Consider the following 21,044-nt stretch of genomic DNA (forward strand, 5'->3'; position numbering starts at 1 on the left):
TGGCCGCCTTGCCCGGTCCCGGCCACCCGGGCACGATAGAGGCATGTCGAATCCTTCTTCTGCGCTGCGCCACTGCGTGCGCGAGATCGATACCTACACCCGCACCCTGGGGTGGGATCGCCCGATCATGCTGTTCGCCCTCGTCCCCACGGCAGAGCTCGTCGGCGACATCGACGTGGGCGCCGAGGGCACCGATCACCTCACCGAGGCGCTCGCGCGCGACCCGGAGAGCCTGTCGGCGATCATCCAGGACGGTCTCACGGCCTCGCTCGAGGAGCTGGCGGCAACGGTGTATTTCCCGCCCGCGGTCGCCGGTGCTGCGATCGTCATCGAGCGGTTGTCGCTACCACCCGAGGCCGAGGCCGATCTTCCTGAGGACCCGGCCGCGCAGGCCGACTGGGTTGCCCACCATCCGCTGCGTCAAGATATCCGCATCATCGCCGCGCGCACGCGCTCGGGCGAGGCGTGGGCGGCCATCCGTGGACGCGGCTACGACGACCCCGACGCCCTCATCGAGGGGGCCGACCTCGCACCAGAACTAACCGACGTGCTCGGCCACATGCTCGGGGATCAGGACGAGCACTGAGGCAGATCGGCCGTCTGCCCGCGTTCGATGTCGTCGACGACGTCGCGGGCCTCGTGCAGGCTCTCCACGGGAACGATCCGCAGACCGTCGGGAACGTGTCCGAGCGCGTCGGCGCAGTTCGTCTCGGGTAGCAGGAACCAGTGCGCCCCGGCGTCGGTGGCCGCGCGCATTTTCTGGGGGACCCCGGAGATCTGGAGCACTCCCCCGCCCATCGACACCGCGCCCGTGCCGGCGATGACGGGGCCGTTATCGGTGTGCTCCTCATCGGTCATGACCTCGATAATGCCGAGGGCGAACATCATGCCGGCTGAGGGGCCGCCGACGTTGTCGAGCGTGATATCGATGTCGACGGGCAGCTTCACCTGGGGATCAACGGCAACGCCGATGAGGACGCCGGGACCGTCCGTGCGGGCCTTGCCGCGCATGTGCGCCTCGTGCGATTCGCCGTTCCTCGTGTAGAAGATGACGAGGTCATCGGTGGGACTCGCCGCCTCGAGCCGGCGAAAGAGCACGGAGGCGTCGGTGACCTCGCTGCGCGTGCCACCTACGGACACCGCTGTGATGACGTCGCCCTCGCGCAGGTATTTCGCTGCCGGCGAATTGTCGACGACGCCGGCGACGCGCAGAGTCGCGGGCGTGGCAATGCCGAGCTCGCTGAGTGCGGCGACCTTCGCGTTGACCTGAGAGCCCTCCATCTGAGCGGTGGATTGTTTGCGCACGTCCTCAGCGCTCATCGTGGCGGGATAAATCTCGTCGACCGGGTAGATCGCCTCATCCGGATTGATCAGCGCCCACGCGACCTCCGCACCCGTCACGTGGCTGCCCGGCCCACCGCGCATCGACACGGTGACCATCCGCAAGTTCTTCTGCGTCTGCGCACGCGGATGCCCGCTCACGGTGATGATCGGAGTCGTGCCCTCGCGCCCAAGCACGTTAAAGGTCGGTCCCGGCCCCTCGATGACATAGGGCATCGGGATAACCACGCCGATGACGACGATGAGCGCCACCGCGATACCGATCAGGGTGTATCCGATCCTGCGCGTGCGCCTCGAGAAGGGCCTAGCCCGATCCGCTTTGCCGTTCGTCACAGGGCTATTCAACCACCGCCGCGGCGCGCGTTGCCTAGGCCTCGCGCCGGTACGGATAAGGCCGATACCCTAAGAGGGGTAACGACACCGGCGAGGAGTGAGACCGCGATGGACCAGCCCGACCCCTTTGATGAAGTCCTGCAGATGCTTACCACCCTGGTCGGCGAGGAGATCGCTCACGAGATGGTCGAGCACATGCGCGCCCAGGGAATCGATCCGTCTCAGCTGCCACTTCCTACCGGTCCCGTCAACGCCGAAATCGGGCGGCAGATGATGGCTCAGGTACAGGCGATATTCTTCTCCTCGACCGCTCCCGTCAACTGGAACGTTGCCCACGAACTTGCGCTCACCCGGGTTCGTGAGGAGGACCATCCGGTGAGCGCTCAGCGTGCTGAGGAGCTGCGCCGCCTCCTCGTCCAGGCCGACCTGTGGCTCGATCCCGTGACCGAACTGACCTGCGCCCTCCCTCGTCGTGCGGCGTGGAGCCGGGAAGGCTGGATCGCGGGCACGTTCGACGTGTGGCAGCAGTTGTTCGAGCCGGTCGCCGAGAATGCGACGCGGGCGATCACGTCGGCCCTCGAGACGCAGCTGGGGCCGGATGGGCTCGCCGATTCCGGCCTATCGGCGCAGATGCCCGGCCTCGGTCAGCTCATGGGCGGAACAGATCCCAAGCAGTTCATCGAGCAAATGGGCGCGAGCTTGTTCGGGATGCAGCTGGGACAGGCAATCGGCGGGCTGGCACTCGATGCCCTCGGCTCGACCGACATCGGCATTCCATTGGGGAACATCCACTGCGTGGCCCTTGTCGACGCCAATGTCGCCGCCTTCGCCGCCGATCTCGATGTTGACGCGACTTCGGTCGAGGCCTTCCTCGCCGTGCGCGAGGCCGCCCACGCCCGCCTCTTCGGTGCGGCCCCGTGGCTGCGCGCCCACGTCGTCGACGCCGTGCGCCGTTATGCCGCCGAGATCAGCCTCGACATGGATGCCATCGAGGACGCCGTGCGCGAGGCCATGAGTGGCGAGGGTGCCGATGCGATGCGCAACCCGGAGGACATCGCGAACTCGCTGTCGACCTCCCTGTTCTCGCCGTCGCCGACCCCGGCCCAGCAAGAAGCCATGGACGAGTTGGCGACGACGCTCGCCCTCATCGAGGGCTGGGTCGCCGAGGTGACGCAGCGGGCATGTGCACCGTTTATCCCCCACACGGTGGCGTTGAGCGAGATGATGCGCCGGCGCCGCGCATCCGGTTCACCCACCGAACAGATCCTTCGCTCCTTCGTCGGCTTGCAGCTGCGGCCCAAGCGCGCCCGCGACGCCCAGGCTCTGTGGGCACACCTGAGCAACGAGCTCGGCATCGCCGGACGCGACGGGCTGTGGGCCCACCCGTCGGTGCTGCCGAAGCCCTCCGACCTTGACGACCCGACAACCTTTAGCGCGCGGCGCGAGCGCGAGCGCGCCGCGCAGGCCGACGTCGATGACGAGTTGGCACGCCTGCTCGGCGGGACGTTGGGATATGCCTCGGGACTGGAGCCGGGAACGGAGTCCGAGGGGGACGAATCGGTGACGTCGAGCAGCGATTCCTAGAGTGGTTTTCCACAGCTGAGCCGCACCGGCCCCGCGGAGGGCGCGGTCTTGACAGGCTGGGGGCATCGCCGATCGAGGAGATGCCGTGTATATCTATCCCGATGTCCCCGTCCTCATTCGTTCCTCCGGGTCCGTTCAGTGCGGCACGGGGCCGAGAAGTGTCGTCCTGACTGACCTGTCGGATGCCGAGGTTGCGGTGCTCACCCACATGGAGCGGGCGCTCACGCGTGAGCAGATCGTGCGCTACGCCGCGCGGCGCGGGGTGTCGACGGCGACGATCGATGCGTTCGTGGATGTCCTTGCGCGCGCCGGGCTGGCGACGCGTCGCCGGTCCCCGGGGCAGCGCGGACCCGATACGCGCTCCATGTGGGCTCGCGATGGTGGTGGTGCCGCGGCGCGTTTGCCTGAGGCGGCGAGCCTCGCCATCAGCGGCTTGTCCGCCGTCGGTATACGGCTGGCGTGTCTGTGCGTCGAGACGGGGATCGGCACGCTCTATCTGGACGACCGCGGCCACATCGGCGCTGCCGATACGGCCCTCTTACCGCTGGCCTCGCAGTTTCGTCGCCGCGATGAGGCGGCGGCCCACCTGTTGCGAGGCGCATCCACGCGGGTGTTGACGTCGAGCGATACACGGGCGGACCTGAGCGTCATTGTCACCGGATACACGTGCGATGCGGCCACGTGGGCGCCTCTTATGGCCGCGGAACGTGCGCACCTGCCGATCACCATCGGTGAGTCAACCATTGAGGTGGGGCCGCTCGTGCGCCCCGGGGCCAGCGCGTGTCTACACTGCATCGGGCTGAGCATGCGCGACGAGGATCGCGCGTGGCCACTCATCGCCGCGCAGCTGGCCCCTCTGCCGCCTCCCGCCGTCGATCCGCTGTTGGGCGCGCAGGTTGCGGCGTTCGCGGCCGGCGAGGTCGTTCGCGCCCTCACCGGGGTGGCGAGCAGCTGCGAGCAAACCTCGTGGCTGTGGGTGCCCGGTGAGCCCGCGCCCCTCGTGCGCACGTGGGAGCCTCATCCCGACTGCGCGTGCGGGGCCGCGGCGGTCCTTGCCTAAGAGCCGTTTTCCGGAGAGGTGTCTCGGCTCGCCCATGCCGCTGCGGCGCGCGTGACCTCAGCGTCGAGCTCGCCGCCGGCAACGAGGGCAAGAATAGGGGCGCCGAACGTCTCGAGTTTTGCCGGCCCGATTCCCCGCAACATGCCGAGGTGCTTGAGAGTTCGCGGGCGCGCCTGAGCGATGTCGCGCAGCGCCGTATCGGTGGCGATGATGTAGGCGGGCAGTCCGACCTGTTTCGCCACTTGGGCGCGCCACGAACGCAGGGTCTCGAACAGCGCGGCGTCCTCGGGCGTGGCGTCGCCGAGGAAGCGCTGGGTCTCGTTGCCCGACGTCGCTCGCGTGCGCTTCGGCCGCGAGCGCGCGCGTCCGACCTCGGGCCACACGCGCGTAAGGAATCGCGACACCTTGCGGTTTCCCCGGCGACCGGGGGTGCGGGCACGCGCGTACGAGATCCGCAGGTGGCGTTTGGCGCGGGTAACGCCGACGTAGGCGAGCCGCAGTTCTTCCTCGACCATGTCGGCGTCCGAGCGCGAGCGCACGAACGGTATGAGCCCTTCGCTGAACCCGACGAGAAAGACGGCCTCCCATTCGAGGCCCTTGGCCGAGTGCAGCGACGACAACATAACGCCGTCGATCTCGGGAGCCGCCTGGGCCGAGGCCCGCTCGAGCAGCTCAGCGGCAAAGGCGGCCAGCGTGATTTCCCCGTCCTCGCGCGCACCGGCCAACTCGACGAGCGCGTTGAGGTAGTTCCACTTCTCGCGCACGGCTCCCTGGCGCTCGGGTGCCGTGGCCGTCCATCCATTGGCCTCGGCGGCCGCGCGCATCGCGTCGGCCAAGTCTGTCGTCTGCGGGGTAAGCCTGGCCGCCGCCTGGAGCGACGCGACCGTGCGGCGAACGTCCTCTCGGTCGAAGAACTTTTGTCCCCCGTGCACGACGAAACCGATGCCCGCGCGCTGTAGCGCGTCTTCGAACGCCGCCGATTGGGCGTTGATGCGGAAGAGGATGGCGATCTGGGACGGCGCCACACCGGAGCGGATGAGGTCGCCGATCTGGGCCGCCACCTGGGTGGCTTCTTCCTCGTCGTCGCTGTAGGAGGCGAATCCCACGGCCGGCCCCGACTCGGGAATCGCGCGCAGATGCACGGACTGGGTCGATGCCGCCCGGCTCATGAGGTGGTTGGCTAGTGAGACGATTTGGGGCGTCGAGCGATAGTCGCGGTTGAGTTCGACGACGCGGGCCTCGGGATAGGTCGTCGTGAACTCGCGCAGGTAGCGCTCGGTGGCGCCGGTGAAGGAATAGATCGTCTGCGCCGCGTCGCCGACGACGCAGATATCGCGGCGATCCCCCAGCCACAGCGACAGCAGGCGTGCCTGTAGCGGCGAGACGTCTTGGTATTCGTCGACGACGAAATGGCGGTATTGCTGACGAATCTGTGCGGCGATGTCGGGGCGCTCCTCGAGCATTCCACACGTCAACGTCAACACGTCTTCAAAGTCGATGATGCCGCGTTCGGATTTCGTGTCCTGATAGACGCGCAACAGCTTCGCCATCGTGTGGGCGTCGAGCTCCGCGGGAACCGCGCGACCCAGGCGAGCGACGGTCTCGGGGTATTCGGCATCCCCCACGAGGGAGACGGCCGCCCATTCGATCTCTTGGGACAGATCGCGGATGCGGTCGGTGTCAATGCGGATCCCCAGCCGGGACGCGGCGGCGGTGACCTGAGACGCTTTGCGCGCGCTCAGCTCGGGGAACGGCCCGCCGACGGCGGTGGGCCAGAAGAACCGCAGCTGTCGCAGCGCGGCGGAGTGGAACGTCCGCGCCGCCACGCGGTCAACCCCGATGGTTTGCAACCGGGTGCTCATCTCGACGGCGGCACGCTGAGTAAAGGTGACGGCCATGACGTTCGTCGGCGTGTACTGGTTCGTCGCGACCCCGTAGGCGATGCGGTAGGTGATGGCCCGGGTCTTTCCCGTCCCGGCCCCGGCGCGAACGCACATGGGCCCGAGGGGATGGGCAGCGACGTCGCGCTGGTTCTCGTCGAGGCAATCGAGCAGCTGGGAGGGATCACGCATAGCCATGGCGGTTCCTTTCTACCACGGCGCCACGTGGGTCGGGCGGCGCAGGGGATGCCCGAGCCAGTCCTCGATGAGCGTCGCCGCGATCGCCGTCGGCCCCGGCGGGGTGACCTCGCCGCTCATGCAGGCGCGGTCGTAGTCGTCGCGGGTGAAGAACGCCGCGCGATCGAGTTCACCGTCGGCCAAGCGCAGCTCTCCCCCGCGCGTGCGAGCGCGGAACCCGAGCATGAGTGAGCGCGGGAACGGCCACGCCTGCGAGGCGACGTAGGTGATGTCGCTAACGCTCAGTCCGGTCTCTTCCGCGACCTCGCGTTCGACCCCGCGCTCGACGGCCTCGCCGGCCTCAATGTAGCCGGCGATGAGCGACATCGAACGCGGCCGCCACATGACGTTATGAGCCAACAGCAGCCGATCACGTTCGTCGGTGATCGCGACGATAACCGAGGGGTCTTGGCGCGGATACTCGATGCGTTCACACCCCGTGCACCTTTGCTCCCACCCACCAGCACTCGGCACGCTCGCGCCACCGCAGCGGGCACAGTGGTGGGAATTTGCCCACCAGTGGGCGAGCGCGAACGCGTGGGACGCCGCCGTCGCATCAGCTCCCTCGAGCTCCCCCGCTTCGCGAAGCGGCCGCCACGCCGGCCACGCCTCCTCGGCCGGTGCACCCTGCTCGGGCACCAGCGCCGCCGCCTCGCGCTCATCGAGGACGATACCGACGACGAGGCGCCCCGCGTCGAGCCCGAGCATCCACAGCCTTCCCGCGCGGTAGCGCTCGGCCGGTGAACGCGCGGCAAAAACACGGGCGCGCTCAGCGGCGCTCAGATCGAGCAGGCGACGGGGATTCGCGGCGAGGATGCAGCGACGCGGGCCAATGGCGATGACGCGGGTGCGCGCGTCGGCGGCACCATCGGGGTCAAACGTCGGCGCGCGTCAGTGGCCAGGTCGAGGGCGCCCCGCGGGCCATAGCGGGCACGGGCGTCATGAGACCACCGTACGCCAGAGTGCACCGGCGGTAGGCATAGGCTAGGGGCCATGACTGAGACCGCGACACCGCTACGCGCCGACGGGCGCGCCGATGACGAACTGCGCCCCATCCGCATCGAACGAGGCTGGATCGACCAGGCCGAGGGCTCGGCCCTCATCTCGTTCGGCAATACCCGGGTGCTCTGCGTGGCCTCCCTGACCGAGGGGGTGCCGCGGTGGCGCAAGGATTCGGGCCTGGGATGGGTCAGCGCGGAATACTCGATGCTGCCACGTGCGACGTCGACGCGCTCGGCGCGTGAATCCGTCAAGGGCAAGCGCTCGGGACGCACCCACGAGATTTCGCGCCTCATTGGCCGCTCGCTGCGCGCCATCGTCGATATGAGCGCGCTGGGCGAGAACACGATTCTCCTCGATTGCGACGTCCTCCAGGCCGATGGCGGCACGCGCACGGCCTCGATCACCGGCGCCTACGTTGCTCTCGCCGATGCCGTGCGTTGGGGGCAGGCCAACGGCCTCATTCGCCCCGACACACCCACGCGCCGCGTCCTCACCGATTCCATCTCGGCGATCTCGGTCGGCCTTGTCGGTTCGCGCACGCTCCTCGACCTGCCCTACGAGGAGGACTCGCGCGCCGACACCGACATGAACGTCGTTCAGACCGGCTCCGGGGCCTTCGTCGAGGTCCAGGGAACCGCCGAGGGCACACCGTTCGATCGCCGCCAGCTCGATTCGCTGCTTGAGCTAGCCACGCGCGGCAACGCCGAGCTCGCCCGGATTCAGCGCGAGGCGCTGGAGGCGTGATCGTGGACGTGCCCGAGACCGCCAAGCTCGTCCTGGCCACCCACAACCCGCACAAGGTCGACGAACTGCGCGCCATCCTCGCTCCGCTCGTGTCCGGCTGGCGCGACGACTGGGTCATCTCGGCCGCGCAGGTCGGCGCTGACGAACCCGTCGAGGACGGGACGACGTTCAGCGCCAACGCCCGCATCAAGGCCGAGGCCCTGTCACGGGCGACCGGCCTGCCAGCAGTTGCCGACGATTCGGGCCTGTGCGTCGACATTCTCGGCGGTGCTCCGGGAATCTTCTCGGCGCGCTGGTGCGGCCGCCACGGCGACGATCAGGCCAATCTCGACCTGCTCCTCGCCCAGCTCGCCGACGTCGCCGATCCCCACCGCCAGGCGCGCTTCGTCTCCGCTGCCGTCCTCGTCACGCCCGGCGGCGTCGTCCGTTCCGCACTCGGGGAGCTGCGCGGTCGCCTGCTCACGGCACCGCGCGGAAGCGCGGGCTTCGGTTACGACCCCATTTTTGTTCCCGACGGTTTCGACGTGACGACAGCCGAGATGAGCCCCGAGGAAAAGAACGCCATCTCCCATCGCGGCCTATCGTTCCGCCAACTGGCTCCCGTCATCGCCACCGTCATCGAACTGGGACCGGACGCGCGCGACGAGGTCTAGGCGTCGACCTCGTAGGTGACCTCGGGCGCGATGAGGTCGATGGGGCCATCCCACACCGCGCGCGCTTCGCTCAGCGGGATGTCGGGATCCGTCCACGGCTGGATGTGCGTCAACAGCATCCGCTTGACGCCGGCCTCGGCGCCGACTCGGGCCGCCCGTGCGCCGTCTAGGTGCACTCCGCGAGCGCTATCGGCACCGGTGAAGCCGCATTCGCATAGGAACAGGTCGGCGTCTCGGGCCGCCTCGATGAGGCCGGGGCACGTATCGGTGTCCCCCGAGTACGTGATGATCTGCGGGCCGTGTGGTCCCGGTCCCTCGATGCGCAGCGCGTAGGAGGGGATCGTGTGGCGCACGGCGAATGCCGTGATTTTCAGGCACCCGATCTCGAAGACGGCGTTGTCGGCGAGGACGCCGTGGCTGAATTCCCCCGCGAAGGTGTCGTCATCGGCGTAGCCGTCGAGTCCGCGCATGCGGGCAATCACGTCGGCGGGGGCGAGCAACGGCAGCGGCGGCAGAGGGCCCGCGGGGTTCCAGCGCCGGTAGATCTGCATCGACATGAGGTCGCCGCAGTGGTCGATGTGGAGGTGGGACAGCGCGATGGCGTCGATCTCGCTCGGCGGGCACACCCGCCACAGCGCGCCGAAGCTGCCGGGTCCCAGATCGAGGACGATCGACGTCGTGCGTTCGCCGTCATCGGCGCGCACGAGGTAGCTCGAGGCGGGCGAGGACGGTCCCGACATCGATCCCGTCGCGCCCAGCGCGATGAGGTTCATGGAGCTCATGTCGTCACCGGGTCCAATCCCTCGACGTTGGGCCCCAAGATCCGGTGAGCCAACGCCAGGAAGCGATCGGCCGGTCCCGTCGCCGTGAAGCGGTGGACCGGCGGGTCGAGTCGGGGATCGCGCATGAGGTCGGCACGGGCCAATTCGGCGTAGGCGCGCCGGGCTGTCGTCGAGGACGAGGACACGAGGGTCACTCCGTCACCGCACACGTAGCTGATGGCGCCTGCCAGCAGCGGATAGTGGGTGCACCCGAGGACGAGGGTGTCGATGTCGTGGGCGATGAGAGGTTCCAGGTAGGAACGCGCGACCGCGAGGAGGTCGTCGCCCGTCGTGATCCCGGCCTCGGCGAATTCGACAAATCGCGGGCACGCGTTGGCATAGACCTCGACGCCGGGCACGACCGAAAGCGTGTCTTGATAGACCCCCGACGTCACCGTCGCGACCGTCCCGATGACGCCGATGCGGTGATTCGTCGTCGCCCGCAGCGCCGCGTGAGCGGCCGGGACGACGACCTCGACGACGGGGATGCCGCGGGAATCCGTGTAGCGCTCGCGTGCGTCGTGGAGGACCGCCGATGACGCCGTATTGCACGCGATGACGATCATCTTGACGCCGGAATCGACGAGATCGTCCATGATCTGGAGCGCGTATGTACGCACCTGCGCGAGGGGCTTGTCGCCGTAAGGGGTGTGCGCGGTGTCGCCCACGTAGAGAATCTGTTCGTGGGGCAGCACGTCAAGGACCGAACGCGCAACCGTTAACCCGCCGACCCCGGAATCAAAGATACCGATCGGTGCGTTATTCACGCCCCCAGCCTAGTGGGCGCTATCGCGAGCATCCATGACCGCCAGCAGTGACTCTTGCCACGCGCCAACGACCAGGAAAACGCTCGCAACCAGCGGATTTACCCCCTCAGCGCGCACCAATTCGGCGACGTCGGTGGCGCGGGACACGTCCAAGACATAGCGGTGAATCGCCTCGACGTCGGCAGCCGTGGCCGCCCCGAGTGTCCCCGCGAGCGCCAGCCGCACGTCCGTGAGCCCCCCGAGCCACACCCATTCCTGCCCCGGTGTAAGTACCAGGCTCCCGTCGGCCGCGACCTTGCGCAGATCGGCGGCGAGCACCCCCATGCGCTCGGCCTTTTCCTGGCGCAGGGTCTCGACGCTCATGGCGCGCAGCTCGTCGTCGAGATCGGGGTCGCTCGCCATCGGTTGCAGGAGATTGACGAGGGAGCGGTTCGCCGGATCGGGCATCTCGGGAGCATCATCGGTCAGCGCATTCATCAGGGCCGGGTCGATGATGGGGGCATCGAGAAGAACGATGATTTCGTCTGCGGCACGCGCCACCAGCTCGGCGTCGTCGCGGGGAAGCTCCACAACGATGCCGCCGTGGCCGCATCGAAACGCGCTCACGATGGGTCCGCTTCGAGCGTCGCGCGTAAACCGTACCCGTGCATGGCCACGACGTCGGCCTCCATACGTTCGCGCGCCCCACGCGAGACCGTGGCCGATCCCGTGCGGTGGACCTGCATCATGAGGGCGTGGGCCTGGGCCTGGGTATAGCCGAAATGCTCGCGAAAAACGCGGGTGACATAGGCCATGAGATTGACCGGATCGTCCCACACGACGGTGCGCCAGCCGCTATATCCACCCTGGGGGCGGATTTTCGGCCGCGTGGCACTCAGGGGCGACGAAGCGGTCATGAGTCCCATCGTAGGCATCCGGGCGGGTGTGCGAGGTGGTTTCGCGATTCGCCGCACCCTGCCGGCGGCTCGCCTCAGTTAGGCTTGCAGAATGACCTCGTCATTCACGACAGCGCTGCTGACCGACATGTACGAACTGACAATGCTTGACGCCGCGCTGGCATCGGGCACGGCCGAGCGTTCGTGCGTTTTCGAACTTTTCGGCCGACGGCTGCCGCCCTCTCGTCGCTTCGGCGTGGTCGCCGGCCAGGCGCGTTTCCTTGAGGCGCTTGCGCGGTTCCGCTTCGACGAAGCCGACCTCGCCTATCTGGCCGATAACCGCATCGTGTCGACGAGGACGCTTGACTTCTTGCGCTCCTACCGTTTCACCGGCACGATCCTGGGATACCGCGAGGGCGAGTGCTATTTTGAGAACTCTCCGCTACTCACCGTCTTCGCTTCCTTCGCCGAGGCGGTGGTCATCGAGACCGTGGCACTGTCGATTCTCAACCACGACTGCGCCGTGGCCTCGGCCGCTTCGCGGATGACGATCGCCGCCCACGGTCGCCCCTGCCTGGATATGGGAGCCCGCCGCACCCACGAGCGCGCCGGTGTCTCCGCGGCGCGTGCCGCCGTCATCGGCGGCTTCGCCGGGACGTCGAATCTCGAGGCCGGCAAGCGCTACGGGATTACGACGATCGGGACGTCGGCGCACTCGTTCACCCTCGTCCACGACGACGAGGAGGCAGCTTTTCGCGCCCAGGTGGCGGCGATGGGGCCGGGGACGACGCTGCTCGTCGATACCTTCGACGTCACGCGCGGGGTCGAGCGCGCGGTGCGCATCGCCCGCGAGGCCGGCGGCGAGCTGGGGGCCGTGCGCCTGGACTCGGGCGACCTCGTTGCTCAGGCGTTCAAGGTTCGCGAACAGCTCGATGCGCTGGGGGCCCACTCGACCAAGATCACGGTGACCAACGATCTCGACGAATACGCGATCGCCTCGCTGGGGGCCGCTCCCGTCGACTCCTACGGCGTGGGCACGAAGCTCGTCACGGGGTCGGGAATTCCCACCGCGGCGCTCGTCTACAAACTCGTCCAGTACACCGACGAGGCCGGCACGCGCCACGACGTCGCGAAAAAGTCGGCATCTAAGCAGACGGTCGGGGGTGCCAAGTTCGCCGGCCGCGTCATCGGCGAGGACGGGTACGCGAGCGAGGAGCTGCTCGTCGTCGCCGATGAGCGCGAGCGCGCCGAGGAGATCTTCGCCGAGCGCGGGGCCCGGCCCCTGCAAGTCCCCCTCGTCGTTGACGGCGAGATCAACCGTCTCTACGTCGGCCCGCAGGCGCTCACCGACGCCCAGGCTCATCACATCAGCGCGCGCAACGAGCTGCCCTATCCCGCGTGGCGGCTCTCGGCCGGCGAACCGGCGATTCCCACTCACTACGTCGACGTGGCTGACCGCCCCGACGAGACAGAGTAGCGCGCCCCTACCCGGTTTTACCGACGAACCACGCGCGCACCATGTCGACGCGCTTGGCGATCTGAGCCGTTTCAGCTTGGGCGACGTGGGGGCCGCCGCAGCGGCGGCGCAGTTCGGCGTGAATGGCGGCGTGGGGACGCCCGGTACGCCGCGAATACTGGGCGACGAGGCGGTTGAGTTCCTTGCGTTTGGCCGCGCGCATGCGGTGGTCGGCGATGCGGGCGTTCTCGTCGCGCTGTCCCGCCGCCTTCTGCGCGGCGCGCTGAGCCTTGAGCTGCTTGACCTGGCGGTCGTGGAGCAGTCGCGCCACCTGATCGGTGTCGAGCAGACCGGGAATCCCCAGGTACTCCTGTTCCTCGAGCGAGCCGACCTCGGCGTTCGTACCGAACTCGGCGCCGTCGAAGAGCACACCCGAGAACTCGGCCTGAGCCTGAAGCGCCTGGAACTCCCCCAACAGACTTGCCGACGCCTGTTCGGTGGCGTTGGCCTGGGCCATTGCCCGCTCCTCGATCGTCGGAGCGTCAGGGTTGGTGACCTTATCGAGGGCGTGATTGCGTTGCGTCTCGAGCTCCGCGGCCAACCCCAACAGGGGGCGCACCGACGGCAAGAACAGGCTCGCCACCTCGCCGCGCCGGCGCGCTCGCACGAAACGCCCGACGGCCTGGGCGAAATACAGCGGGGTCGACGTCGACGTCGCGTAGACGCCCACACACAGGCGCGGCACGTCCACGCCCTCAGAAACCATGCGCACGGCAACCATCCACGAGGCATCCGAATCGCGAAAATCGTCGATGCGCTCGGACGCGCCGGCATCATCGGAGAGCACGAGCGTCGGCTCCACCCCGGTGATCTCGCGCAGGTGAGCGGCATAGGCGCGGGCGGCCTTTTGATTTGAGGCGATGACGAGGCCGGCCGCATCCGGAATCTGGCGGCGGATCTGGCGCAACCGCTGATCGGCGGCCGCGAGAACCTCGGGGATCCACCGCCCGCCGGGATCCAGCGCCGTGCGCCACGCCTGTTTCTCCATGGCTTTTGTCGTCGCCTCACCCAGCCGCGCCGCCAGCTGCTCGCCCTGGCTCGTCTGCCACTCCATGTGCCCGGAGTAGGAGTGGAAGAGGATCGGGCGAACGACGCCGTCGCGCAGCGCCTCGCCGTAGCCGTAGGTGTAGTCCGCGCTGGAGCGACGCAACCCGCGCTCGTCTTCCTCGTAGCGCACGAACGGAATCGGCGTCGTATCGGAGCGAAACGGCGTGCCCGTCAGCGCCAGGCGGCGCGTGGCCGGCGTGAAGGCGTCGCGCACTCCGTCGCCCCACGACAGCGCGTCGCCGGCGTGGTGAATCTCGTCGAAGATGACGAGCGTGGGAAACGCGCGGGTACGCGCCGCGTGCACGTCCGGGTTTTTCGCGACCTGCGCGTACGTCACGGCAACTCCGTCGAAGTGGCTGCCCGCGCGCCCCTGGGAATTCGTAAACGACGGATCGATGTGGATTCCCACGCGCGCTGCCGCCCCGGCCCACTGGTTCTTCAGGTGCTCGGTCGGGCACACGACCGTGAGCTTTGTGATGACACCCGCACCGAAGAGTTCGACGGCGATGCGCAGGGCAAACGTCGTCTTCCCGGCCCCCGGGGTTGCCACGGCCAAGAAGTCGCGGGGTTTGGTAGCGAGGTAGGAGTCTAGGGCCTGCTGTTGCCACTGCCGCAGCCGCCCGGCCGTGCCCCATGCTGCCCGGTGAGGATAGGCCGGAGACATCGTCTCGGCCGCGAACGTTGAGGCGTGGGTGGGTGAGGCGGAGGTGGCGTGCGGCGACGACGCCGTGCTCACGAAGGCGACCCCGGCGCGTCGAAGAACGGCCAGCCGGGACCGTGCGACGACATCTCGTCGAGAATCGCCCGGCATTTCGGGCACACGGGGTATCCCTGCGGATTGCGCATCGGCACCCACACCTTGCCGCACAAAGCCACCACGGGGCGCCCGGGGCCGGCGGCCTTCAGCCGTTCCTGGCTGACGTAGTGGGAGTAACGTTCGTTGTCGCCATCGGACTTTTGCCGGCGCACCTCGGGGCGCTCAAGAACCGAGGTCGACCCGCCGCGTGCCGGCTCGGCTTCTGCTTCCATGAGGGGGTGAGGCGTCGGAGTCATGCCCCCATCCTAGGACCGGTCCGCACCGGGCACCCACTTGAGCACGACGACAACGACCCGGGAGGAAACTCCCGGGTCGTTGAGCTTATCGGCGCGTTACTTGTTCGACACGGCCTTCTTCAGGGTCGAACCCGGCGTGATCTTGACGCCGTAGCCCGCGGGGATGTGCAGTTCCTCACCGGTGCGAGGGTTACGGCCGGTGCGAGCAGCGCGCTCGACGCGGTCGACCGAGAACAGGCCGGTGACCTTGACGGTCTCGCCCGCCTTGAGCGAGTCGATCAGGATGGTCTGGAACGCGGCCAGGGCTTGTTCGGCCTGGACCTTGGACAGCTGCGCGCGCTCGGCAATCTGAGCAACAAGCTCGGTGCGGTTAACGGACATTGTCATCCTCTCGTTGCGTAGTCGGTAGGCCCGTGCACCGGGCCACCTGCGTGGACGCCCTCACTCTACCCACGTTTCGGGCAAATGCGGTACCTCGCAACCCCGATCTTTCCCGACCGTTACGGCTTTTCCCACCCGATGTGCCCCAGCGCGCGCCCGCGCAATAGTCACCACGGGTGGGATCGTCTATTATGCCCCGATCCCGCCCACAGACGGTCAATCGCTGCCTCCGTTCCCCTCGCCATGGCACCGGCGTGACATTGTCAACATCGCCGCGGCATCGCTGCCCTGACGCCGTTGCATCGGTGCGGTGGTACCGATAGGCTGGGACTCCCGCATCGGCGGGAACAATTTCATAGGGGCCGATCGGTTTCGACGGTGGTTGGTGATTCACGGGAAGCGTGCCGAGAATGTGAAGTCATCTCGATAACGTCCTTCACACACCAATAAGTGCTGAACATAACCGCACTGACTTCGCCCTCGCTGCCTAAGTCCAGCGAGCGCCTTAAGTCCGTCAGCCCGTAGTTGCTTCAGCTACGGATCCTGGCGTCATCTATGAAGCCACTGGCGTCGCGGCAGGTTACGGGTCGCAACGCGAGATTTACGTAACTGGGCTCGTTAGCCGCTTGTTCGCGAGACAGGCTAGAGCCGAGAAACGCGTCAGCGAACTGCGCACGGAGAAGCCGTGTGGATCAGCCATCGGACCGGGGTTCGATTCCCCGCGGCTCCACTCGATGCAACGACCCAACCTGCGCTTTCTGACGCAGGTTGGGTCGTTGTCGTTTCTCGGGCCATCCGCTTCTCGCGCGCATTGAGCCCGCGAGAAGGTCGGGATGGTCTCGGCGGTGAGACCCAGCCGGCATTGTCCACCACGCGCGGGGTCACCTAGAATTGGCGTGATAACGCACGCCCCTATTGTGGCTGCGTTCCCCGATTAGGAAGGTCGACTTCTCTATGTCTGTACGACACCTGCGCTCGCTCGTGGGAGCAGCTCTCGCCACTCTCGTGTGCGGCTCAGCGCTCGCTCTCGCCCCATCCCCTGCCCACGCCATTGCTGCGGCACCTGTGCTCGAACTCCAACACGCTGACGTCGTTCCCGGACAGACCCAGACAGTGACATATTCGATCCTGTACTCTGGAGCGACCGTCACGTATACCCTCTCGGGTCCGTCCACTCCGCCCAACTGGACGGAGCCGAAGACCGTCATCACCGACGATGACAAGAACATGTACGCTTCTTTCTCGTTCCCCGTCACGTGCGCATGGGCGCCTGGCACGTACACCGTGCACGGTCACGCCACCGAGCGGAGCGAGTCGGGCGACGAGGCAGTCTGGGACGACGAACAAACGTTTGTGGTCAACGAAAGCGAGGGCTGCCCCACGACCGAGGTCCTCGATGACCACGCCACTCCCGGCGGCTCAGTCGATGCCTTCGGATACAACATCCCCGAAGACACGACGATTACGTGGGCGCTGGGCGACGACGTTCTCGTCGATCACGCGGTTCCGACGGACGGTAACTACGACGAACGCGTCATCCCCCTCCCCTGCCACCTGACGGCCGGCAATTACGTCATGAATGTCACGCTGACCAGCAAGGACGGCTCCGTGACGTATAAGAAGGCGCACCCGTTCACCGTGACCGGTGAGCCCAACTGCCCGGCGCCCGCTCCCGATCCCGATCCGGAGGAAACGACTCCCGCCGATCCCGACGAGGATGTCACCACCGAGACCGAGACCCCTGAGGAACAGACGCCTCCCGCAAGCGAGAAGCCCGCGACCCCGAAGGACCCCGCCCAGGCCACCGACCCGGCTCTGGCACGTACGGGTGCCTCGGCTGCCGGCTTCGGTCTGCTTGCCGCCGCCCTCATTGCGGCCGGCTCCCTCGCTGTTACCCGGCGCATTCGCCAGCAGTAGCAGGCAACGTTAAACGTCACCGCCCAGAGCGTGAGCTCTGGGCGGTGACGTTTACCTTAGGTGCGATGTGGTGACTAGTGGGCCACCCGTGCCGCTTTCGTGCCCAGCTACTCAGAATCTTACGGGGTCTGCTAGCGGCTCAGCATCACCGTGACAACGATGCCCGAGATGGTGGCCAACAGCGTCAGCACCGCCACCGTGATCGTCCAGCCCGCCCCCTTCGACGAGCTGGTGTTGCTAGCCTCGATCCGCGCGTCGACGCCCTCGATCCGGCTGTTCAGCTGCACCAGGCGAGCGTCCATCGAGATGAGCACATCGAGCGTCTGCCGCGCCCGCTGGTCCTCCATCTCCTGACGCTCGGCCCGGGCATCGGCAATAGCGTTGGTCACCCGTTGGAACTCTTCCTCCGCCTCGCGTATCAAGCGCTGCTGCCTCTGGTACTGCTCGATCGCGGAGTTCATGAAGTCGAACTCCGGCTTGTCAACCGCGGGCCCGGTGAGCTTGGAGAGGTCGATGCTGGGCATCACCTTCGGAACGGAGGCGGCCATCGTCTTCTGGAGCTCCTTAATCCCGGTCTGCTCAATCATCGTCTGCTGCAGACTATCTATCGCCGGTCTCAACCGCTCGGCGAGTTCCTTGTTGCGCTGCACCGCCTCCACATGGCGGGGATGCGACTCGTCCTCAAGGGCCTCCTGCAACTCACGCAGGGTCATCGGGTCCTCGTCGTCACAAGCTGACAAGTCGACGAGGAACGCCTCCAGGTTGTCGTCCGGTGTCGTGTCCGGGCCCTGCTCCTGCTCGTCGTCACTCATGTTCTGCGCGCCCTCCTGCGTCACTTCGCCACCTTACCCAGAGTCCCGGTAAATCGTCTGGCGCGAGACGTTGAACACTATGCCAGCGATGACACCGACTCACCCTGGCGCGACGTGCTGACGCGTGCGTAGCCGATCTTCACGTCACGCCTCCTCGCTCCTGGCCACCGCGGCCGAGAATGGCAGCCCCCGCATGTACGCCGACATATGGTCCCAGTCAGGGTCACCAGCCGGTGTCGCCGGGAGGTGGATGGTGGTTGCCTTCATCCGAGCGAGATTCCACTTATACCCGTAGGTGAACCGATCCTTCTCGAACCGGATCATCGTCGACACAAATAGCAGAGCCCACTTGTCGACAGGGCTATTGGGGATGAGCACCTGGACATCGTCCGACGCCCAATAGGGCTCGTCCTGGTAGAACGCGAAGCCGACAGAACCGTTGTAGGGCACCGTCAACGTCCCGGCCTCGAAGATCGGCTGCAGATCGCAGAGATCGGTGATGCCATTGTTCTTTTCCGAGGCGCCGATGAACCTGGTGGCGCCAGGTATGCGATCCGCCTTCGTGACTCGCTTGCCCTTCTTCGGTGAACAGTTTCGTCTAAGCGGAAGTCGAGCCACGTGTTGCGACGTGCCAGCGAGATCCTGCTCTGGTAGCCGTCGGCGAGAGCGTCGTTAGAAGGAACCTCCTTGGCCGATGCCCAGCCCGGGCACGCTTCGGGCATGAGCAGCGACCCCAGCGTCCTGTTGGCCTGGCGACCATACGAGAAGCGGCGGCGGTTCTCCCAGATGCACCGACACCACCACAGCTTTTCCACCAGAGTCATGGCCGGATCCTTGGCAGTAAGAATCATTACATGGAAGCCAGTCACGAAGTCCTCGGGCTGGACGAAGGACGAAAGCACGCCGCCGCTCAGAGCCACGGTGATCTCACCGGCGCGCCCCACATCGCCGGGCGGCAGAACGCGGGCAGTCACACCGTTGTTGCCTCTGGCGCGCGACACGAAGTTCACGCCGTCAGGGGCATCAACCTGCGTCAGGGAGTTGAGTTCCAGTGATTGTCCGTATCGCAGGTCGAAGATGTCGTCCAGACGCCTCACTCGTCCTCACCCCTCTCAGCGGTGACGCCACGCAGCGAGAACAGCGCGTAGTCCAGCAGAACCTTCTCGAAGTCCTTCTCACTGATCTTGGAGTAGTCGGTCTCCATGTAGGCCTCGGCCACCCACTCGTCATCAGCTGTGACCTGCTGGAGCACGGACTCGCCGGGATACACCTCACGGTTGCGGAAGGTCTCTACCCAGCGATCGCGGATCTGGTCCCACCCATGGTTTCGATCGACGCGGCCGAGGTTCTTTACCTTGATAAAGCCGTCCTCGCGCCAGTAGCCGAACCAGCTCTTGCGATTCGACTTCGCGTGCGGCACCCCCGCCGTGAAGACCATGATGCAAGTGACCACGCTGACGGGGTAGAACACCTCCGGTGGCATCGACATCACTGCCTCGAGGGTGTGCTTCTTCAACAGGTTCCGCTTGTGATCGCTGGGTGCCGTCGCGCACGAGATCGGCACGATGGCGATACCGATCGCGCCCGGCGCCAAGTTGTCGAGCATGTGCTCCACGAAGCGCAGTTCGTGCAGGTCCGCCTTCGATTTTGCGTAGGGAGGATTGACCATCCCGACGGTCGCCTTGTGACTGGCCATGCCCTTCGTAATGGCGGTGTCGAAGCAGGAGCCCTGGTAGAGGTTTGCCTTGCCGTCACCACGCAGGATCATGTTGGAGGCAGCCAGGGCGTACATCGAGGGGTTCTGCTCGACGCCAATCAGATGCTGCTTCTTGATGGCCTCGACCTCGGCTTCTGCGGTGGCCGTCCGCATCGCGTGGTTCATGGCCGAGATCAGGAAGCCGCCGGTGCCGGCGCACGGATCGAGCACGACCGAGTCCTTGTCGACGTTGGCCAAGAGGCTAAACAGCTCGGTGATGTGCTTCGGCGTGAGGACGATGCCCAGGCCCTTGCCGTCGCCGCCCGTGTACTTCAAGAATTCTCCGTAGAAGGCGCCCACCACATCGAAGTCGTGGTAGACGGTGATGAACGGCATGACCTTCTCGGCGAGCATGGTCACGATCTCGTTGAGCAAGCCCTTGGGGAAGCCCTTGGTGGCTTTACTCAGCTCGGGATGCACCTCGATGCCGGAGAACGGCTGCGTCATGTTCGTGATCTTCGCGTTCGGCAGCTTGGCTGAGGTGATCACCTTCTTAATGGAAGCCATCCAGAAACCCGGGAGCTGCGTGGCCGGATAGGCGTCGTAAGTCTTGGCGAACACCTCGTCCTTAAGCGCGATCAACGTTCCGGCGACGGCCAGGGGCTTCTCCTTCTCCTCCAGCTCTGCCTCGTCCCGCATGAACTCGTGCATGTGCTGGGAGAACGTGATCAGATCCTCGGTGCGCTTGGCCTGGACCTTGCGGTCGAAGGACGCAGCTCGGATCAGGTCGTCCATGCTCACCATCGATGTGATGGCGGCCCCCTGGGGCGAGACAAGTTGCTCAGGTTCTGCCTGTCCCTTGGGCATGACGAAGAACGACCACTCGTTGTTCTGGGGAGTGCCGGAGACGGCAATAGCAATGACCGTGTACGTCGGAGACAGGAACCGCGCGTAATGCAACACACCGTCGACCGCGAAGTCCTTAGCTCGGTCCGAGGTCACCGAACGGTGCTTCCTTACATCGGCCTTGCACTCGATGATCACGACCATGTCCGGCGTGGCCGGGGCGGTGATAATGTACTCCGGATAGCCTCCCCCCCCTTGCCTCGCTTGGAAGCCTTCGACAACGCCTTGCGGATAGCAACAACGGTGGACTGTTGCTTCTCGACGATGATGGCCTCCTCGTCGTCGTAGAAGCCCAATGAGCGCAACTGCGCCTCGACCATGTCCTCAGTGATTCGCTCGTTCGCCATTTCCCAGTTGCCTCTCACATCCACTTGTCCAGAATCACTCAATCGCAGACGCTCGCGGCCAGCAGCTGCCGC

22 protein-coding genes and 1 other RNA gene are annotated in these 21,044 nt (G+C 66.5%); 8 read left to right on the forward strand and 15 right to left on the reverse strand.

Translation table 11 applies throughout. From position 1 onward, the window contains the following. The first annotated feature begins 43 nt into the window (after positions 1-43). Positions 44-586, forward strand: coding sequence for a PPA1309 family protein (locus tag H8R18_RS05150; protein ID WP_191071021.1), 543 nt, complete (start codon positions 44-46; stop codon positions 584-586). On the opposite strand, the gene H8R18_RS05155 is transcribed toward H8R18_RS05150, so the two are convergent. Next, positions 571-1,674 (reverse strand): YlbL family protein, encoded by a 1,104-nt coding sequence (locus tag H8R18_RS05155; RefSeq protein WP_191071022.1) that lies wholly within the window; start codon positions 1,672-1,674, stop codon positions 571-573. The genes H8R18_RS05150 and H8R18_RS05155 overlap by 16 nt on opposite strands. Positions 1,675-1,782: 108 nt before the next feature. Between H8R18_RS05155 and H8R18_RS05160 the strand changes: the two genes are divergently transcribed. Continuing rightward, entirely contained in the window at positions 1,783-3,258 is a 1,476-nt protein-coding gene (locus H8R18_RS05160) for a zinc-dependent metalloprotease (RefSeq protein ID WP_191071023.1), read from the forward strand. 85 nt (positions 3,259-3,343) lie between these two features. Then, on the forward strand, positions 3,344-4,318 hold the full coding sequence (locus H8R18_RS05165) for a hypothetical protein (protein ID WP_191071024.1): 975 nt from the start codon (positions 3,344-3,346) through the stop codon (positions 4,316-4,318). Here H8R18_RS05165 and H8R18_RS05170 read toward each other — a convergent pair. Both H8R18_RS05170 and nudC read right to left on the reverse strand, forming a co-directional pair. Next, on the reverse strand, positions 4,315-6,396 hold the full coding sequence (locus H8R18_RS05170) for an ATP-dependent DNA helicase UvrD2 (RefSeq protein ID WP_191071025.1): 2,082 nt from the start codon (positions 6,394-6,396) through the stop codon (positions 4,315-4,317). The genes H8R18_RS05165 and H8R18_RS05170 overlap by 4 nt on opposite strands. 12 nt (positions 6,397-6,408) lie before the next feature. After that, positions 6,409-7,143 (reverse strand): NAD(+) diphosphatase, encoded by a 735-nt coding sequence (gene nudC, locus H8R18_RS05175; protein ID WP_194189181.1) that lies wholly within the window; start codon positions 7,141-7,143, stop codon positions 6,409-6,411. Positions 7,144-7,428: 285 nt separating this feature from the next. Here nudC and rph point away from each other — a divergent pair, with 285 nt between their 5' ends. Both rph and rdgB read left to right on the forward strand, forming a co-directional pair. Beyond that, positions 7,429-8,181, forward strand: a complete 753-nt coding sequence (gene rph / locus H8R18_RS05180) for a ribonuclease PH (protein WP_191071027.1) — start codon at positions 7,429-7,431, stop codon at positions 8,179-8,181. Next, positions 8,181-8,834, forward strand: a complete 654-nt coding sequence (gene rdgB / locus H8R18_RS05185; RefSeq protein WP_420826898.1) for an RdgB/HAM1 family non-canonical purine NTP pyrophosphatase — start codon at positions 8,181-8,183, stop codon at positions 8,832-8,834. The genes rph and rdgB overlap by 1 nt, the downstream gene beginning before the upstream one ends. Here the strand turns inward: rdgB and H8R18_RS05190 are convergent. Genes H8R18_RS05190 through clpS form a run of 4 tightly spaced genes read right to left on the reverse strand, consistent with a single transcriptional unit; the run spans position 8,831 to position 11,318 of the window. Further along, positions 8,831-9,616 (reverse strand): MBL fold metallo-hydrolase, encoded by a 786-nt coding sequence (locus tag H8R18_RS05190; protein WP_223875087.1) that lies wholly within the window; start codon positions 9,614-9,616, stop codon positions 8,831-8,833. The genes rdgB and H8R18_RS05190 overlap by 4 nt on opposite strands. Further along, positions 9,613-10,422 (reverse strand): glutamate racemase, encoded by an 810-nt coding sequence (murI, locus tag H8R18_RS05195; protein ID WP_191071028.1) that lies wholly within the window; start codon positions 10,420-10,422, stop codon positions 9,613-9,615. Before murI ends, H8R18_RS05190 begins: the two co-directional genes overlap by 4 nt. 9 nt (positions 10,423-10,431) lie before the next feature. Continuing rightward, entirely contained in the window at positions 10,432-11,028 is a 597-nt protein-coding gene (locus H8R18_RS05200; protein WP_191071029.1) for a DUF2017 family protein, read from the reverse strand. Continuing rightward, on the reverse strand, positions 11,025-11,318 hold the full coding sequence (gene clpS / locus H8R18_RS05205) for an ATP-dependent Clp protease adapter ClpS (RefSeq protein ID WP_223875088.1): 294 nt from the start codon (positions 11,316-11,318) through the stop codon (positions 11,025-11,027). The genes H8R18_RS05200 and clpS overlap by 4 nt, the downstream gene beginning before the upstream one ends. A 91-nt stretch (positions 11,319-11,409) precedes the next feature. Between clpS and H8R18_RS05210 the strand changes: the two genes are divergently transcribed. Continuing rightward, on the forward strand, positions 11,410-12,774 hold the full coding sequence (locus H8R18_RS05210; protein WP_191071031.1) for a nicotinate phosphoribosyltransferase: 1,365 nt from the start codon (positions 11,410-11,412) through the stop codon (positions 12,772-12,774). Positions 12,775-12,781: 7 nt separating this feature from the next. On the opposite strand, the gene H8R18_RS05215 is transcribed toward H8R18_RS05210, so the two are convergent. From H8R18_RS05215 to H8R18_RS05225, 3 genes are all read right to left on the reverse strand, one after another. After that, complete coding sequence (locus H8R18_RS05215; RefSeq protein ID WP_191071946.1) at positions 12,782-14,524, reverse strand: DEAD/DEAH box helicase; 1,743 nt, start codon at positions 14,522-14,524, stop codon at positions 12,782-12,784. Between the two features lie 68 nt (positions 14,525-14,592). Then, complete coding sequence (locus H8R18_RS05220) at positions 14,593-14,913, reverse strand: DUF3039 domain-containing protein (protein ID WP_223875089.1); 321 nt, start codon at positions 14,911-14,913, stop codon at positions 14,593-14,595. Positions 14,914-15,009: 96 nt separating this feature from the next. Next, the gene (locus H8R18_RS05225) at positions 15,010-15,294 is read right to left on the reverse strand and encodes an HU family DNA-binding protein (RefSeq protein ID WP_191071948.1); all 285 of its coding nucleotides are present in this window, start codon (positions 15,292-15,294) and stop codon (positions 15,010-15,012) included. A gap of 358 nt (positions 15,295-15,652) precedes the next feature. Here H8R18_RS05225 and ssrA point away from each other — a divergent pair. Continuing rightward, positions 15,653-16,027, forward strand: a transfer-messenger RNA (tmRNA) gene (gene ssrA, locus H8R18_RS05230). A 221-nt stretch (positions 16,028-16,248) separates the two neighbouring features. Next, complete coding sequence (locus tag H8R18_RS05235) at positions 16,249-17,211, forward strand: hypothetical protein (RefSeq protein ID WP_191071032.1); 963 nt, start codon at positions 16,249-16,251, stop codon at positions 17,209-17,211. Between the two features lie 131 nt (positions 17,212-17,342). On the opposite strand, the gene H8R18_RS05240 is transcribed toward H8R18_RS05235, so the two are convergent. The 5 genes from H8R18_RS05240 to H8R18_RS09235 form a co-directional block, all read right to left on the reverse strand. Beyond that, on the reverse strand, positions 17,343-18,047 hold the full coding sequence (locus tag H8R18_RS05240) for a hypothetical protein (protein WP_191071033.1): 705 nt from the start codon (positions 18,045-18,047) through the stop codon (positions 17,343-17,345). A gap of 120 nt (positions 18,048-18,167) precedes the next feature. After that, positions 18,168-18,572, reverse strand: a complete 405-nt coding sequence (locus H8R18_RS05245; protein WP_227712901.1) for a restriction endonuclease subunit S — start codon at positions 18,570-18,572, stop codon at positions 18,168-18,170. After that, positions 18,476-19,120: a hypothetical protein gene (locus H8R18_RS09230; protein ID WP_227712920.1), complete on the reverse strand. Its 645-nt coding sequence runs from the start codon at positions 19,118-19,120 to the stop codon at positions 18,476-18,478. The genes H8R18_RS05245 and H8R18_RS09230 overlap by 97 nt, the downstream gene beginning before the upstream one ends. Beyond that, positions 19,117-20,769: an HsdM family class I SAM-dependent methyltransferase gene (locus H8R18_RS05250; RefSeq protein ID WP_227712761.1), complete on the reverse strand. Its 1,653-nt coding sequence runs from the start codon at positions 20,767-20,769 to the stop codon at positions 19,117-19,119. Before H8R18_RS05250 ends, H8R18_RS09230 begins: the two co-directional genes overlap by 4 nt. Further along, entirely contained in the window at positions 20,760-21,014 is a 255-nt protein-coding gene (locus H8R18_RS09235) for a hypothetical protein (RefSeq protein ID WP_227712762.1), read from the reverse strand. The genes H8R18_RS05250 and H8R18_RS09235 overlap by 10 nt, the downstream gene beginning before the upstream one ends. Between the last annotated feature and the right edge of the window lie 30 nt (positions 21,015-21,044).

Source organism: Nanchangia anserum (assembly GCF_015240065.1).
In the GTDB taxonomy this organism is placed as follows: Bacteria; Actinomycetota; Actinomycetes; order Actinomycetales; family Actinomycetaceae; genus Nanchangia; species Nanchangia anserum.